At 63.0% G+C, this 14,804-nt stretch carries 14 protein-coding genes; 10 read left to right on the top strand and 4 right to left on the bottom strand.

The window, feature by feature from the left end; all coding sequences use genetic code 11:
- Positions 1–10 precede the first annotated feature (10 nt).
- The 3 genes from ABIE19_RS00250 (at position 11) to ABIE19_RS00240 (ending at position 2,050) form a co-directional block, all read left to right on the top strand.
- Positions 11–319 carry a GNAT family N-acetyltransferase gene (locus ABIE19_RS00250; protein ID WP_354087103.1) on the top strand — a complete coding sequence of 103 codons (309 nt, stop codon included), beginning with the start codon at positions 11–13 and terminating at the stop codon, positions 317–319.
- 37 nt (positions 320–356) lie between these two features.
- Positions 357–1,559: a BaiN/RdsA family NAD(P)/FAD-dependent oxidoreductase gene (locus tag ABIE19_RS00245; protein ID WP_354087102.1), complete on the top strand. Its 1,203-nt coding sequence runs from the start codon at positions 357–359 to the stop codon at positions 1,557–1,559.
- 143 nt (positions 1,560–1,702) lie between these two features.
- Positions 1,703–2,050: a TFIIB-type zinc ribbon-containing protein gene (locus ABIE19_RS00240; RefSeq protein ID WP_354087101.1), complete on the top strand. Its 348-nt coding sequence runs from the start codon at positions 1,703–1,705 to the stop codon at positions 2,048–2,050.
- Between the two features lie 4 nt (positions 2,051–2,054).
- On the opposite strand, the gene ABIE19_RS00235 is transcribed toward ABIE19_RS00240, so the two are convergent.
- Complete coding sequence (locus tag ABIE19_RS00235; RefSeq protein ID WP_354087100.1) at positions 2,055–3,794, bottom strand: hypothetical protein; 1,740 nt, start codon at positions 3,792–3,794, stop codon at positions 2,055–2,057.
- A 195-nt stretch (positions 3,795–3,989) separates the two neighbouring features.
- On the opposite strand from ABIE19_RS00235, the gene chvI reads away from it, so the two are divergent.
- The 5 genes from chvI (at position 3,990) to ABIE19_RS00210 (ending at position 7,489) form a co-directional block, all read left to right on the top strand.
- Positions 3,990–4,694 carry a two-component response regulator ChvI gene (chvI, locus tag ABIE19_RS00230; protein WP_354087099.1) on the top strand — a complete coding sequence of 235 codons (705 nt, stop codon included), beginning with the start codon at positions 3,990–3,992 and terminating at the stop codon, positions 4,692–4,694.
- Entirely contained in the window at positions 4,663–6,273 is a 1,611-nt protein-coding gene (gene chvG / locus ABIE19_RS00225) for a two-component sensor histidine kinase ChvG (protein ID WP_354087098.1), read from the top strand. The genes chvI and chvG overlap by 32 nt, the downstream gene beginning before the upstream one ends.
- Positions 6,270–6,701 (top strand): HPr kinase/phosphorylase, encoded by a 432-nt coding sequence (locus tag ABIE19_RS00220; RefSeq protein WP_354087097.1) that lies wholly within the window; start codon positions 6,270–6,272, stop codon positions 6,699–6,701. Before chvG ends, ABIE19_RS00220 begins: the two co-directional genes overlap by 4 nt.
- Positions 6,702–6,809: 108 nt before the next feature.
- Complete coding sequence (locus tag ABIE19_RS00215) at positions 6,810–7,214, top strand: PTS sugar transporter subunit IIA (protein WP_354087096.1); 405 nt, start codon at positions 6,810–6,812, stop codon at positions 7,212–7,214.
- The gene (locus ABIE19_RS00210; RefSeq protein ID WP_354087095.1) at positions 7,211–7,489 is read left to right on the top strand and encodes an HPr family phosphocarrier protein; all 279 of its coding nucleotides are present in this window, start codon (positions 7,211–7,213) and stop codon (positions 7,487–7,489) included. The genes ABIE19_RS00215 and ABIE19_RS00210 overlap by 4 nt, the downstream gene beginning before the upstream one ends.
- A gap of 7 nt (positions 7,490–7,496) precedes the next feature.
- On the opposite strand, the gene ABIE19_RS00205 is transcribed toward ABIE19_RS00210, so the two are convergent.
- From ABIE19_RS00205 to ABIE19_RS00195, 3 genes are all read right to left on the bottom strand, one after another.
- Positions 7,497–7,919 carry a peptidase S1 gene (locus ABIE19_RS00205; protein WP_354087094.1) on the bottom strand — a complete coding sequence of 141 codons (423 nt, stop codon included), beginning with the start codon at positions 7,917–7,919 and terminating at the stop codon, positions 7,497–7,499.
- Positions 7,920–8,295: 376 nt separating this feature from the next.
- A complete protein-coding gene (locus tag ABIE19_RS00200) occupies positions 8,296–8,805 on the bottom strand; it encodes a PraA/PraB family alkane oxidation protein activator (protein WP_354087093.1) in 510 nt (169 codons plus the stop codon).
- Between the two features lie 158 nt (positions 8,806–8,963).
- Positions 8,964–11,915: a TonB-dependent receptor gene (locus ABIE19_RS00195; RefSeq protein WP_354087092.1), complete on the bottom strand. Its 2,952-nt coding sequence runs from the start codon at positions 11,913–11,915 to the stop codon at positions 8,964–8,966.
- 229 nt (positions 11,916–12,144) lie between these two features.
- On the opposite strand from ABIE19_RS00195, the gene ABIE19_RS00190 reads away from it, so the two are divergent.
- Positions 12,145–13,821, top strand: coding sequence for an FAD-binding dehydrogenase (locus ABIE19_RS00190; protein ID WP_354087091.1), 1,677 nt, complete (start codon positions 12,145–12,147; stop codon positions 13,819–13,821).
- A 24-nt stretch (positions 13,822–13,845) separates the two neighbouring features.
- Positions 13,846–14,715, top strand: coding sequence for a bile acid:sodium symporter family protein (locus ABIE19_RS00185; RefSeq protein ID WP_354087089.1), 870 nt, complete (start codon positions 13,846–13,848; stop codon positions 14,713–14,715).
- Positions 14,716–14,804: the final 89 nt, after the last annotated feature.

The following is a 14,804-nucleotide window of genomic DNA, read 5'->3' as shown; positions in this document are numbered from 1 at the left end:
GGAGCCAAGCATGAGCCTCGATCCCGACATCCGCGACAACGCCGAGGCCAAGCGCTACGAGTTGGAGGTCGAGGGCCAGACCGCTGTGGTCATCTACAACCCGGTCGCGGGCGGCCTGCTGATCACCGAGACCATCGTGCCGATCCCGCTGGAGGGACGCGGCCTCGCCAGCCGGATGGCCAAGCACGTCCTGGCCGACCTGAAGGATCGCGGCCTGTTGATCCTGCCGACCTGCCCCTTCTTCGCCGGCTATCTGAAAAAGCATCCGGAATACGCCGACCTCGTGCATCCGGGTTATCGGGCGGCTTTAGGCCTGTAAGGTCGCCTCGAGCGCCCGCGCCTGCTAGGGCGGGGCGATGAAGTCTTCTGATCTCGACGTCCTGATCGTCGGCGCCGGCGCGGCCGGCATGATGTGCGCCATCGAAGCCGGTAAACGCGGCCGCCGCGTGCGCGTCATCGACCACGCCCGCGCCCCGGGCGAGAAAATCCGCATCTCGGGCGGCGGACGCTGCAACTTCACCAATCTGGGGACCGGCGGCGCCAACTTCCTGAGCGAGAACCCGCGCTTCGCCCTGTCGGCGCTGAAGCGGTTCACCCAACGCGACTTCCTCAAGATGGTCGAGCGCCACGGTATCGCCTGGCACGAGAAGACCCTGGGCCAGCTGTTCTGCGACGACAGCGCCAGGCAGATCATCCGCATGCTGACGGATGAGATGAAGACGGCGGGCGTGGTCCTGTCGCTGAACCTCGGGGTCAAGGCCATCGCCCGCGACGGCGAGCGTTTCACCGTCGATCTGGACGACGGGACGCGCGTCTCGGCGGCGTCCCTGGTGGTGGCCACCGGCGGCAAGTCCATTCCCAAGATGGGCGCGACCGGCTGGGGCTATGAGGTCGCGCGCCAGTTCGGCCTGCGGGTGACGGAGACCCGGCCCGCGCTCGTTCCCCTGACCTTCGAGCCCGGCCTGCTGGAGCAGCTCAAGCCGCTGGCGGGGGTGGCCGTGGACGCCGTGGTCAGGACGACCGGCGACAAGGCCCGGAACGCCAGCTTCACCGAAGCCATGTTGTTCACTCATCGCGGGTTGTCGGGGCCGTCGATCCTGCAGATCAGCTCCTACTGGCGCGAGGGCGAGGCGATCACGGTCGACATGGCGCCGGGCGAGGACGTCGCCGCGCGGCTGCTGGCGGCCAAGACCGAGAACGGCAAGCAGGCGGTGCATACGGCCCTGGGCCATATCATCCCCCGCCGTCTGGCCGAGGTGATCTGCGCCCGCGAAAACCTGTCAGGCAAGCTGGCGGAGATCGGCGACAAGAAGCTGCGGGCCATGGCCGAGACGGTCAACGCCTGGACGGTGAAGCCGGTCGGGTCCGAGGGCTATCGCACCGCCGAAGTCACCTTGGGCGGGGTCGATACGGCCGCCCTGGACCAGCAGACCATGGAGGCCAGGACGGTCCCCGGCCTCTTCTTCATCGGCGAGGTGGCGGACGTGACCGGCTGGCTGGGCGGCTACAACTTCCAATGGGCCTGGTCGTCGGGCTGGGCGGCCGGCCAAAGCTGCTGACCCGGACCGGCGAGAGGCTGCGGCGTCTGCGCACGTTGTGAGGCGGACAGAGCGACCCTAACTCTATCCTCAGCGGGACGGGCCCCTCTGGCGGCGCTTCGGCGACGCGATGTCGGACCGCATTCAACGACGACGAGGATCCCATGCCCCTATTGATGTGCCCCAACGACAACGCCGCCATGCAGACCCTGGATCGCGGCGGCGTCCAGTTCGACATGTGCCCGACCTGCCGCGGCGTCTGGCTGGATCGCGGCGAACTGGAAAAGCTGATGGCCGTGGCGACCGAGGAAGGCCGCGCCTCAGCCCCTCAGATCGCCCCGCAGGCCGCGCCCCCGCCGACCTATCAGCAGCCGATCCAGCAGCAGCCGTGGGGCGGCCAGCCCCAGGGCTATCGCGAGCCGCCGCGCTACAAGGACGAGCGTCACCGCGACGACGACTATCACTACCGCAAGAAGAAGAAGCGGATGGATATCTTCGACATCTTCGACTGACGGATCAGGCCGCCAGCCCGGCGGCCTTGATCAGGGGCTTGAGCGTCTGGGCCGCGTCCGGCGCGGCGGTCAGCGAGGCGCGCACGTCGGGCGTCCGTAGAAGGCGCAGGGCCTCGGCCTTGGCCCGATCCGCCACCGGACCGGTCGGGCCGGTTTCGGCCGCCGCCAGTCGAAGCAGGGCCGCCAGCTTCTGCGGCGCCGGGGCCGGAGCGCGTCCGATCTGGGCCACCAGACGCGCGTCGGCCTCTACCGCGCCGCCGACGACGCCCAGGGCCGCGGCGATCGCCTCGCCGTCCCGTTCGGAGAGGGCAGCGTTGCGCGCGGCCCGCTGCAACCCCTGCAGGGCCGCGAGTTTCTGGCCCGGGGTCTGGCTGGAAGAGCGGATTTCCGTCTCGAACCGAAGCGAGGCGACGCAGGCGTCCAGCCAGCGCGCCGCCGAACGCTTATTGGCCGCGCCGGTGACGTTCTCGCACAGGCGCGTCAGCCGCTCCGCCTCGCACAGGACGTGCGGGCATCCCTTGACGTAGACCGCCACGAAGTCGGCCGTCACCAGGCCCTTGGACCGTTCGCTGAAGGCGGTCTGGACCTCTTCCAGGGTCAACAGGCGGCCCGCCGTGGCCGTCAGGGTCATGGCCAGGGCGCGCAGGATGTCGATCTCGCCCTCGGCGTCGCCGGGCCGCAGGCGGCGCTGGCTCATCAGCTCGCGCAGGACCATCCGCGCCAGGGCCGCCGACAGAAGCGGAAACTCGCCGGCCGCCATCCGCTCGCCCAGACGAGCGGCCGCGCCCTCGACCTGGGGCACCAGGACGGCGAGCTTCGGATCCTGGCCGGTCAGGAGGCCGACCTCGCGCGGGGCCACCATGCGCACCACGGCGGCCAAGCTGGCCCCCTGATCCAGAGCCGGGCCGAGAATCTGGGCCAGGCCGCTGCGCGAGGCGAAGAGTTCGCACAGGATCTGCTCGATCGGCACCATGACCAGGGCGCGCGGCGCGCCTTCGGTCGGGGCCTGGTCGCACAGGTCCATCAATCGATCGAGACGCGTCCGGGCGCCGCGCAGCCCCGCCAGAGCCCCCGACACGGCCCCGCCCATGATGAAGGCCCGATCCGGCGCGCCGGACAGGCGCTGAGCCGTGTCCGCCACGGACTGCTCGTCGAGGTTGGGGAAGAGGTTGCGCCGGCCCGACTGCAGCACCCGCTCCACCGCCTGTTCGGCCAGGCGCTGATAGTGGCGGACCAGTTCGTGAACCGTCTGGCCTAGGGCCTGGGCCTCGGGCACCGCGACCTTCTGGATGGCGTGTTGAAGCTCCACGCCCGAGGCTTCCAGCCGTTCCGCCAGATCGGGGCGATGCAGGAGCTCGAAGGCCGTCGCCGCCTGGCGGTTCAGCCAGTCCTCCAGCACGCGGCCGATCAGTTCGCGCGCGTGGGGCGCATAGAGGTCCTGCACGCCCCGGCAGACCGGCCCGGCGTCGGCGTCGCGCACGGGCGCCTTGCGCTTGAGCTCCGGCGCGCCGCGGTTCAGGACCACGACGCTGGCGAACTCCATGGTTTCCGGGTCCAGGGTCTCCTTGGTCACGCGCACGGCGCAAGCCCGGCCGTCGCGCATCAGGTCCTCGGCCGCTTCGACCGCCTGCTTGCGGTCCTCGGTCGCCATCTCCAGCGCCCAGGACGCCGGGGGCGTCTTGCGGATATAGACTTCGTAGTGAACCGGTCCGGCCATGGCGTCCTGCGGAAAACGAGGGCGCATCCTGCAGGAAAGGCTTTAAGGTCCGGTTTCGCCCTTTCCGCGCCAAGGTTGAAAGTCAGCCTATGGCGAACCATTTCCCTTGGCCGTAATCTCACCATCATGGGATAGAACGGTTACGCTTGTCGTGCGTTGATCTGTCGTCAACGCACGGCGCAAGACTGAACGCCCGCCGCCGCCCGTACTGAGGAGAAGCCCTTGGCCAACATCACCCTGGTCGACGACGACGAGAACATCGTCGCCTCCGTCTCCCTGGCCCTGGAGAGCCATGGCCATAAGATCACGGCCTATCACGACGGCGCATCGGGCCTGGAGGCCCTGGAGACCACGCCGCCGGACCTGGCCATCCTGGACGTGAAGATGCCGCGCATGGACGGGATGGAGGTGCTGCGTCGCCTGCGCCAGACCTCGCAGATTCCGGTCATCATGCTGACGTCCAAGGACGAGGAGATCGACGAGATCCTCGGCTTCAACCTCGGCGCCGACGACTATATCCACAAGCCCTTCAGCCAGCGCCTGCTGATCGAGCGGGTGAAGGCCCTGCTGCGCCGCACCGGCGCCGACGGCGGCGAGGCCGAGGCCTCGGCCGATCCGGCCGGCAAGGCCATCAAGCGCGGCAAGCTGTCGATGGACCCGGCCCGCCACGAGAGCACCTGGGACGGCAGGCCGGTCAAGCTGACGGTGACGGAGTTCCTGTTGCTGCAGGCCCTGGCCCAGCGCCCCGGCTTCGTGAAGAGCCGCGACAGCCTGATGGACGCCGCCTACGACGATCAGGTCTATGTCGACGACCGCACCATCGACAGCCACGTCAAGCGCATGCGCAAGAAGTTCCGGGTCGTCGATCCCGAGTTCGACGCGATCGAGACCCTGTATGGCGTCGGCTACCGCTACCGCGAAAGCTGAGTCCGAGGACGCCCCGCCCCGGCGTCGGTTCCGCTTCGGCGGGTCGCGTCTGGGCGGCTTCATCCTCGCGCTGAATCTGCTCAGCCTGCTGATCCTGTTCGGCGGGGCCTTGGCCCTGAACGAATGGCGGCGCGGCCTGATCGAGGCCCGCCAGGAATCCCTATCCGTCCAGGCGGAACTGCTGGCCAACGTCCTGGGCGAACTGGGCATCACGCGGGGCGAGCCCTATCCGATGCTGGATCCGGGGGCGGCGGGCCTGTGGCTGCGCGACAACTTCATCCCCGAGGGACAGCGCGCCCGCCTCTATGACCAGGACGGGCTGCTGGTCTCCGACAGCTACGCCGTCACGGACGCCATTCCCGGTGAGCCCCTGCCCCCCGCCAAGCCGGCGGGGACGCCCGTCCCTTCCAACGCGCCCAGTGCGCGCGAGGAAGCGCGCATGACCCGCGCCGAGAACGAGCTGTCGGCCGAGGTCGAGCGCGCCCTGCAAGGGGCGCCGCAGGCCGCGATCAGGCGCAATGAGAACGGCGAGCGCGTGGTGTCCGTCTCCCTGCCCGTCCGCCACGTCCAGCAGGTGCTGGGCGTGCTGACCCTGGAGGCCGGGGACGTCAACAAGACCCTGGACGCTCAACGTCGCGCCCTGACCCCCTTCGCCCTGGTCGCCTTGGCGGTGAACCTGCTGGCGTCGCTGGTCCTGCACCTCTTCGTGGCGCGGCCCGTGATGCGTCTGTCGACGGCGGCGGATCAGGTGCGCCTGCAGCGGGCCCGCGCCATCTCCCTGCCCGACCTCGAGGACCGCAAGGACGAGATTGGCGATCTGGCCCGCGCCCTGGAGTCGATGACCGACACCCTGTCCACGCGGATGGACGCCATCGAGCGCTTCGCCGCCGACGTCAGCCACGAGATCAAGAACCCCCTGACCTCGATCCGTTCGGCGCTGGAAACCCTGCCCCTGGTCAAGACCGACGAGCAGAGGGCGCGCCTGACCAATCTGCTGCAGCAGGATGTGCGGCGCCTGGACCGATTGATCACCGACATCTCCAACGCCTCGCGCCTGGACGCCGAGTTGTCGCGCGACCGCCCGCGCCTGATCGACCTGAACGAACTGCTCGGCGACATCGTCAACGTCTACGAAGGCGGGCAGAAGCCGGGCGAGGCCCAGGTGCGCTTCTTCTCCGCCGCAGACACGGCGCGCGTCCTGGGTCGCGACATTCCTCTGGGCCAGGTGTTCCGCAACCTGATCGACAACGCCCGCTCCTTCAGCCCCGCCGACGGCGAGGTTCGGGTCCGGCTGGAACGCGACGACGACAGTCCGGACCTGCCGCTGCGCATCCAGATCGACGACGACGGTCCCGGCATCCCGCCCGAGAACCTGGAGACGGTCTTCGAGCGCTTCTACACCTCTCGCCCCAAGGGAACGGCCTTCGGCGCCAACTCCGGCCTGGGCCTGTCGATCGTCCGCCAGATCATCGACGCCCACGGCGGCCGCGTGCGCGCCGAGAACCGCAAGGACGAGGCCGGGGCCGTGGTCGGCGCCCGCTTCGAGGTTCAGTTGCCGCAGCCCGGCCGCCGGCCGTGACGCCCCTGCTGCAACCCGTCCATGCAACGACCGTCGCGCGGCGGATGCAGGACGGCTGGCGCGGCGTTCTGATCACCGGTCCCTCCGGCGCCGGAAAGAGCGACCTGGCCCTGCGGATGATGGGCGACGGCTGGCGTCTGGTCGCCGACGACTGGACCTGCCTCTGGTCGTCCGGCGACGCGCTCTACGCCACGGCCCCGACGACGATCGCGGGGCGGATCGAGGCGCGCGGCCTGGGGATCGTGAGCGTGCCCGTCCGCTTTAGCGCGCGGGTGATCCTGGCCGTGGAATGCACGCTGGAGGCGATCGAGCGCCTGCCGGAGCCGGCCTTCCTGGAGCATGGCGGCCAGCGGATTCCCCTGTTGCGGATCGACCCGCGGCCGGCCTCTGCGGGGCAGGTGGTCGCAAGGGCGGTCTGTGGTCTTTGAACCGGCGCGCGATTGCCCTATGAAGGCCGGCTTGCACATTGATCCGGGCGCCGTTCCAGCGCTCGCGACAGACAGCGGCGCGGGGCGAATAGTCTTGGTGAAGCCTTCATGATCGGGCTTGTGATCGTCACTCACGGGGGCCTCGCTTCCGAATTCCTGGCGGCCATGGAGCATGTGGTCGGCCCTCAACGCGGCGTGGCCGCCATCTGCATCGGGCCCGAGGACGACATGGAGCGGCGGCGCCGCGACATAGTCGACGCCGCCCAGGCGGTGGACGACGGCGACGGCGTCATCCTGTTGACCGACATGTTCGGCGGCACCCCGTCCAACCTGGCCATCTCGGTGATGGAGCAGACCAAGGCGGAGGTCATCGCCGGCCTGAACCTGCCCATGCTGATCAAGCTGGCCAGCGTGCGCGGTCGCGAAACCCTGGAAGCCTGCGTCGCCCACGCCCAGGACGCGGGCCGCAAATATATCTCGGTGGCCTCTTGGGTCCTGGCGGGGGAAAAATGAGCGATCAGGCCCAGGCGACCGTCAACATCTGCAATCAGCGCGGCCTGCACGCCCGAGCCTCGGCCAAGTTCGTCAAGCTGGCTTCGGGGTATGAGGCCGAGATCCGCGTCACGCGCGACGGGGTGACGGTCGACGCCCGCTCGATCATGGGCCTGCTCATGCTGGGCGCCGGCATCGGCTGCAATGTCGACATCAACGCCGAAGGCCCCGACGCGGCCGAAGCCGTCGAGGCCCTGAGCGATCTGGTGGCGCGCCGCTTCGACGAAGAGCAGTAGGCGCCGGTTACGGGGTTTCCGTAATCAGGAGCGTCGCGTCGGCCATGTTCTCGCCGAAGGTGCCGATCCAGACGTCATAGGTTCCGCTGCGGGGCTTTTCGAAGCGGACCTCGGCGTCGCCGTCGCCGTAGCTGTCGTCGTCGCACCGCCACTTGCCGTCCGGCCCGTTGATGATCAGGGTCGTGTCTTCCGACGACAGGGTCCGGAAGACGAGCGGCAGACGACCCGCCTCATAGGTGACCTTGAAGTCCGGCGCCTCGGCCACCTTGCCCACGCATTCGGCCGGCAGGGGCGTATCCTGATAGGCATCGATCGACCCGCCGGCCGTCACGGAGACACGATAGGGATCGGGCGTGAAGCCGGCGCTCAGGCGAACCTCGCCATAGGTCGCAGCCTTGGTGACGTCCTGGGCCGGAGCGCCCGAAGCCATGCTGATTGCTATGATTAGCGATGTCGTTGCAATTACAAGTCGACTGCGCACCTTATTGCTCCACAAGGATTGTGACGGCACCTTGGCCTTAAGCCGTGCGCCAGCTCGCACTTTCCGTCAAGACATTAAGGACGTGAAAGTAAAGACACCCCAGCAAAACACAGGCCCCGCGTCCCAAGCAGGCATAGGCCAACTCAGAATATCACATGCCGACAACTATCAGCCCACAGACAATATTCACAAGTTAAGCGCCATCAAAGCATGAAAAATCATGGTGCAATATATATATTATTGAGCAGATTTAGATCAGTTATATTTAGATTTTTATAAATACTCCCCCCACACCACGCATGGTGCGGGGGGAGCGTCCGCCTAATTACAGAGTAACCGGGCCAACAGTCTGAATTCCACCCTCGACATAGCAGGTCGTCGGAACGAAAACGATCACTCCGGGGAAACCTTGGCGCGGAATCGTCAGATAACCCGTGCTATCCAGGTAACCGTACACGGTGCCTCCAGCAGAGCCGCCGCAGCTTCCCAGCAGCGAGTTCACCTTAAGTCCGTCAATGCGAACATTGGAGCCAGCAACACTGGTATCCGGCGTCAGCGTCCAATTCTTGGTCAGGTTGACGCTGGTGCAGAGATTGTCCGGGTTGGCGCCGAATGCGTTGCCGTTGGCGTTGATGGTCGCAGTGGCGCCACCAGCATTAACCACACCACCAATGTGATCAATTTTGCAAGAAAGTTGCTGCGACTGCTCTACATAGAGATAGTCGGTAACGACACTAAAAGATCCAACAGGAGAAAAGGTCTGGGCACTTGCAGAAGTTGCAGCACCGGCAGCAATAACAGCCATGACAGCAATCGAAGCTATACGCATAGACATATTAAACCTCCCTTTTTATGAACTCCGCATCAGCGGATAATTACAAACTATAATTGTCTCACCAGTTGTCAACACGAATTCTTATAATAATTTGACACACATAGTAAACAAACAATGGCCCACCACGAAATAATGGGCCATCGTTATATCATATAACGTCAGAACGATTTGGAAATATTAACCCCAAATAGTCGCGGATCAGTCACAAAAACATTAGTTGTAAGCATAGAATCATCACTATTAGTGAAGGCATCAACTATAGATGTATCATTAAATATGTTCTTAACGTATGCACCAAATCTCAGTCCCGTAGAGGCATTCTCAATGGAAACTGAAACATTCGCATTATCCCACGACCTTATGCGATCATATTCTGTATTATAGACTCTGAAATAGCTATTCGCCTGTTTATAATAATCTGCGCGTATCGTTGCTTCCCAAGCACCATAGAACCACGTGTACTGCGCTCCTATATTGGCCGTCCATCTAGGAGCATTAGGCAGCTCGTTCCCGGACAGGTCCGCGTAGAAACCCTTCCCTGCATTCTCTGCATCTTTGAATGGATTATAAGTGAACCCATATTGCTCATAGAATTTGAAATTCGTCGTTATATCAGGAGTAAAGCTACCTGATCTCGCCGAACCTCCACAAAGTGCAGTTAGCGCGTTCCATTGATTTGTTGATGGAACGGATAGAATTTTTTCAACGTATTTTTTAGGCGCAATGCAGTTTGAAGGAACTTGCAGCCAAGGCCTCAAGACCATCCAGTCTGGATTGCCCTGGGTCCTATTCATAACGTCAATCGATTTTTCGCCGCTATCGATTTTCGTTTTTAACAACCCAAAGTTAGCATCCAACCTAAAGTTAGGAGTAACTTGATACACTCCTTCAAGCTCCAAACCCATAGATTTGGCATCGAAATTTTCGTTCAGTGAAATTCTATCAACGATTTGAGAAACTTGGTAGTCTTTATAGTCATAATAGAATGCCGTTGCATTTAGGCGAACTCGCCCATCAAAATATTGCCCTTTTGCACCAATTTCAATGGCATTTACATATTCTGGATCAAACGTACTTGCTAAAGGCATGTACTGTATAACAGTAGGATCAATATCTGCACGAGGAGGGTTTGTTCCACCTCCCTTATATCCGCGAGAATATGATGCATATACCATCAAATCATCATTGACTTTCCAGTCAATAACAGCTCGGCCCGTTAATGCATCCCAATTTTGCTTAACAATTTCATCGGCTGGATACCCACGGCTAACCTTTCCTCCAGAAGAAGGGCCATACCCGAGCAGAGACCATACGCCAAGAAGCAATTGGCTAGGGTACGGGGTCGTTACCTTAGTATCATCCGTATAGCGCAGCCCAACGGTAAGCTTCAGGTCATCTCTGACATCGACGTAAGCCTCACCAAAGATGGCCCACGATTCAGTCTCTACCTGATTCTTACTTCTAAAGTAATTATGTCCGTCTCCATTGATATCGGAAAGCCTATTCGGGTCGACATATATGCACTCAATTGAAGATGTGCTCGTGCACTCTATGGGAATTCTATTTGAAGACGCCCCATTGTAATAAGCTTCTGCCAAGAAGCTAAACAAATTACTGAATACATAATAGTCATCTTGAGTTTTAAATTTCATGTAATTTGCTCCAACATTAAAATTGAAGCGTGAATCAAAACTAGATTGTAGACGAAATTCTTGATAGATCTGGTTATTTTCAGACTTACTCAAATCTACGGACAACATCCTGTTAGATAAACCAAGTTGAGGGTCGTTATAAAACCCGCCTGGAGTCATGGGATGAGGCGTAAGTACACCCTGCCTGTTATATATTTTTGAACTATCATTAAATATTTCATTAGTTACATAGCGGGTATAATCCTGAGAAGAATAGTAACTATCCTCAGAGTATGCAGTTTGGGAGATAAATTTCAGACTATCACTGATGTCATAGTTTATGTTTAGTTGAAAAATATCGTTCTCCGCCCTGAAGATTGGGTCGTATGAAGTTGAAATTTCTCTTAGATTTCGACTCTGGGTTAGCCCGGCGTACGGATCAACATCAGGGGTAATGAAGGTAAACCCTTTGCGGGTAGCCGGCAGCGGCGTCGTGAACATACCAACAAGGCTGAAGGCGCTGCCCAAATATATTTGCGACATCCCTGCGCCATTCGGCACGCCGTATGCCGCGTCATCATATAGCGACACCGGGCGGCAACCTTGCGACATCCTCCCTCGGAGGGTTTCAGAAGTCACAGCGATGCCTCCAACGCTCGACGGTCCGGCGTCCGTGGCGCAGAGCTGTTTACCCGTACGTGAGCGGTTGTCGTCTTCGCCGAAATGTTCCCAAATCAGGTTGACATTGAACCTATCACTTGGCTCCCAAGCAGCTGACAATCGTGTTGAATAGAGGTCTCTTCCATTCACTCGGGTGTCGTTAAAGGTATTGTGATCAAATCCTTCGCGTTTTGTAAGACCAGCGGCGGCCCTTAACCATAACGTATCGGTCAAGGGGATATTGACCATCATCTGGCCGCGCATGGATCCATAGTTGCCTGTTTCCGCCTTTAAAAAGGCTTCGAAATCCGGCCCGGGCATATTGGGGATCATATTAACCACGCCCGCCGTGGCGTTGCGGCCGTATAAGGTGCCCTGCGGCCCACGCAGAACCTCGACTCGGTTCACATCGAGGTATTCCTGCTCGAATAGGCGATTGCGTATGAGGGGGCTGTTATTGAAACTCACCGCCACCGCCGGATCCGATGCAGCAGAAATCGCCTTCGTGCCGATCCCACGGATGGAAAAGTTATACATTGAGAAATTGTTTTTGGAGAAGCTGACGTTCGGCACCGCCCGCAACAGCTCGGAGCCGCCTTCGATCTTCATCGCATCCAAGTTCTCAGCTGAGAATGCTGAAATCGCCACAGGTACGTCTTGGATCGACTCTTCGCGCTTTTGCGCCGTGACGATGATGTCCTCGACCGTGGTGGCCTGTTCGGCCGGAGGCGTGGTTTGCGCCAGGGCCGGCGCCCCAAGGCTCAAAGCCAGCAAAGACACAGTCGCAGCCAAGCGCGCATGCACGACGGACGTCGCCATGAAGTACCCTCCCCTGAGCGGCCCGTTCCCCAACGGGTTCCGCATCGTTTCCACGCCGCCGATTGGTTCCGCATGACGGGGCGGCGCCGCCAGCGGTTGGGTTTAGACCACACCCTACTCACCATCTTGTCAATACCTATTGACAGATATGTTCGCGGAGGAAACATAGGTTTTACTACTGACATTTATGTCAGCACCAAGTGAACAGCGATAACAAATGGGGCGAAAAATGGACGCGGACGTCATCATCGTCGGCGGGGGTCTGGCGGGCCTGGTCGCCGCCGACGAGTTGCTACGGGCGGGCCGCCGCGTGGCGATCGTGGAGCAGGAAAACCCGGCCAACCTGGGCGGTCAGGCCTTCTGGTCCTTCGGCGGACTGTTCCTGGTCGACTCGCCGGAGCAAAGGCGGCTGGGCGTGCGCGACAACTTCGATCTGGCCTGGAGCGACTGGCGGGGCAGCGCCGGGTGGGACCGGCTGGACGGCCCCCTGCCCGAAGACGAATGGGCGGCGCAATGGGGACGCGCCTATGTGGAGTTCGCCGCCGGGGAAAAGAGAAGCTGGCTGCGGCAGCGCGGGATCAAGCTGACCCCCATGGTGGGGTGGGCCGAGCGCGGCGGAGGCGAGGCCTTCGGCCACGGGAACTCCGTGCCGCGCTTCCATGTCGCCTGGGGCACAGGCACAGGGGTGTCGGAGCCCTTCGCCGACCGAGCCCGAGCGGCGGCGCAGACGGGGCGCCTGACCTTTCATCATCGCCGCAGGGTCGACCGCCTTCTGATGGAGGGCGGACGGGCGACAGGGGTCGCCGGCGCCATCCTGGCGGCCGATGACGCCCCGCGCGGCGCTCCTTCGAACCGCAACCGGGTCGGAGACTTCACCCTGCGGGCCCAGGCGGTCGTCCTGGCCACCGGCGGCATAGGCGGCGACCATGAGAAAGTTCGTCGCTTCTGGCCGGAGCGCCTGGGCGTCCCGCCGAAGGCCATGATCACCGGCGTCCCCGCCTATGTCGACGGCCGGATGCTGGATATTGCGGCGGAGGCGGGCGGCCGCCTCGTGAACCGGGACCGCATGTGGCACTATGTCGAGGGCGTACAGAACTGGGATCCGATCTGGCCCCGTCACGCGATCCGCATCCTGCCCGGCCCCTCGCCGCTATGGCTGGACGCCCTGGGACGTCGCCTGCCCGCGCCCGCCCTGCCCGGCCACGACACCATCGCCACCCTACGTTACCTGCGCACAACGCCCGACATCGCCGAACACGACCATTCCTGGTTCATCGTCACCCAGAAGATACTGGAGAAGGAGTTCGCCCTGTCGGGGTCGGAACAAAACCTGGACATCACCGACCGCAAATTCCTGAAGGTGCTGAGATCGCGCCTGGGCGGGGGCGCGCCGCCGGCGGTGGACGCCTTCAAGCGAAAGGGCGCCGACTTCGTCGTGGCCGACGACCTGGAGACCCTGGTGGCGAAGATGAACGCCCTGACTGAACGCCCGCTGCTGGACCCCGCCCTGGTCCGCCGCCAGGTCGAGGAGCGGGACGCCCAGATGGACAATCCCTATTCCAAGGACTTCCAGGTCATGAGCATCCACAACAGCCGTCGCTACCTGGGCGACCGCATGGCGCGGACCTCGCCCCCCCATCGGCTGCTGGATCCGAAGGCGGGGCCGCTGATCGGGGTCCGGCTTCACGTCCTGACCCGCAAGTCGCTGGGCGGCCTACAGACCGACCTGTCAGGGCGGGTGCTGAAGGCGGACGGAACCCCGCTGGAGGGACTTTACGCCGCAGGCGAGGCTGCGGGCTTCGGCGGAGGCGGCATGCATGGCTATAACGCTCTGGAGGGGACCTTCCTGGGAGGGTGCCTGTTCTCGGGCCGCACGGCGGGGCGCAGTCTCGCCGCCGGCCTCTGACGCCGTTCGGGGAGGAACGACGCCATGGATTCGCCCTTGGCCGTGATCGGCCTGCCCATCGCCCTGGGCGTCATCATGTTCGGCCTGGGGCTGGACCTGACGCCGCGCGACTTCGCCCGCATCGGCCGCAGACCCAAGGCGGTCGGCGTCGCCCTGGCCTGCCAGTTGCTGCTGTTGCCCGCCGTCTGTTTCGGACTGGTTCTGCTGTTCCGCCTGCCGCCCGTCCTGGCGGTCGGGATGATGCTGCTGGCCGCATCGCCCGGCGGGACGACGGCCAATCTGTACAGCCACCTGTTCCGCGGCGACGTCGCCCTGAACATCAGTCTGACGGCGATCAACTCGGTCATCGCCGTCCTGACCCTGCCGGTCATCGTCAACCTGTCCATCGCCTGGTTCCAGCCCGGCGACCTGCAGGTGGGCCTGCAACTGAAGAAGACGATCGAGGTCTTCATGATCGTCCTGGCGCCGGTCTGCCTGGGCATGATCGTGCGCGGGGTGAGGCCCGGCTTCGCCCGCGCCATGGACCGACCGGTGCGCATCGCCTCCATCATCATCCTGACCCTGGTGATCGCGGGCGCGGCGGTCTCCAACCGGGATGTCCTGAAGACCAGCTTCCTGTCCCTGGCGGGCATCACCGTCGTCTTCTGCGGCCTGAGCCTGGCGATCGGCTTCGTGGTTCCGCGCCTGCTGCAGATCGGGCGGGAGCAGGCGATCGCCTCCGCCTTCGAGGTGGGGCTGCACAACGCCACCCTGGCCATCGTCATCGCCCAGTCGGTGCTGCAGGTTCCGGACATGTCCCTGCCCGGCGCCGTCTACGGCGTGCTGATGTTCCCCCTGGCGGCGATTTTCGGCCTGCTGATCACCCGACGTCGGACGTCCGCCGCCACCGCCTAGGCGAAGGGTCGGCGCCGACACGCGTGGTTGTTTCGTTCCTGATACCTCTGGACATCGTGCGCCGAGACGGCATCGTGGAGGAAACGACG

The sequence above is a fragment of the Brevundimonas faecalis genome (assembly GCF_040549405.1).
Lineage (GTDB): Bacteria > Pseudomonadota > Alphaproteobacteria > Caulobacterales > Caulobacteraceae > Brevundimonas > Brevundimonas faecalis.
This window is presented reverse-complemented; position numbering and strand designations above follow the sequence as displayed.

What these genes read in the sequence shown, in the direction of transcription:
- ABIE19_RS00210 (WP_354087095.1), top strand. Translation starts at nt 7,211, where the DNA reads ATGAGCGATCAGGCCCAGGCGACCGTCAACATCTGCAATCAGCGCGGC.
- ABIE19_RS00195 (WP_354087092.1), bottom strand. Translation starts at nt 11,915, where the DNA reads ATGGCGACGTCCGTCGTGCATGCGCGCTTGGCTGCGACTGTGTCTTTG.
- ABIE19_RS00190 (WP_354087091.1), top strand. Translation starts at nt 12,145, where the DNA reads ATGGACGCGGACGTCATCATCGTCGGCGGGGGTCTGGCGGGCCTGGTC.
- ABIE19_RS00235 (WP_354087100.1), bottom strand. Translation starts at nt 3,794, where the DNA reads ATGCGCCCTCGTTTTCCGCAGGACGCCATGGCCGGACCGGTTCACTAC.
- chvG (WP_354087098.1), top strand. Translation starts at nt 4,663, where the DNA reads ATGGCGTCGGCTACCGCTACCGCGAAAGCTGAGTCCGAGGACGCCCCG.
- ABIE19_RS00240 (WP_354087101.1), top strand. Translation starts at nt 1,703, where the DNA reads ATGCCCCTATTGATGTGCCCCAACGACAACGCCGCCATGCAGACCCTG.
- ABIE19_RS00215 (WP_354087096.1), top strand. Translation starts at nt 6,810, where the DNA reads ATGATCGGGCTTGTGATCGTCACTCACGGGGGCCTCGCTTCCGAATTC.
- ABIE19_RS00185 (WP_354087089.1), top strand. Translation starts at nt 13,846, where the DNA reads ATGGATTCGCCCTTGGCCGTGATCGGCCTGCCCATCGCCCTGGGCGTC.
- ABIE19_RS00245 (WP_354087102.1), top strand. Translation starts at nt 357, where the DNA reads ATGAAGTCTTCTGATCTCGACGTCCTGATCGTCGGCGCCGGCGCGGCC.
- ABIE19_RS00205 (WP_354087094.1), bottom strand. Translation starts at nt 7,919, where the DNA reads ATGGCTTCGGGCGCTCCGGCCCAGGACGTCACCAAGGCTGCGACCTAT.
- ABIE19_RS00250 (WP_354087103.1), top strand. Translation starts at nt 11, where the DNA reads ATGAGCCTCGATCCCGACATCCGCGACAACGCCGAGGCCAAGCGCTAC.
- ABIE19_RS00200 (WP_354087093.1), bottom strand. Translation starts at nt 8,805, where the DNA reads ATGTCTATGCGTATAGCTTCGATTGCTGTCATGGCTGTTATTGCTGCC.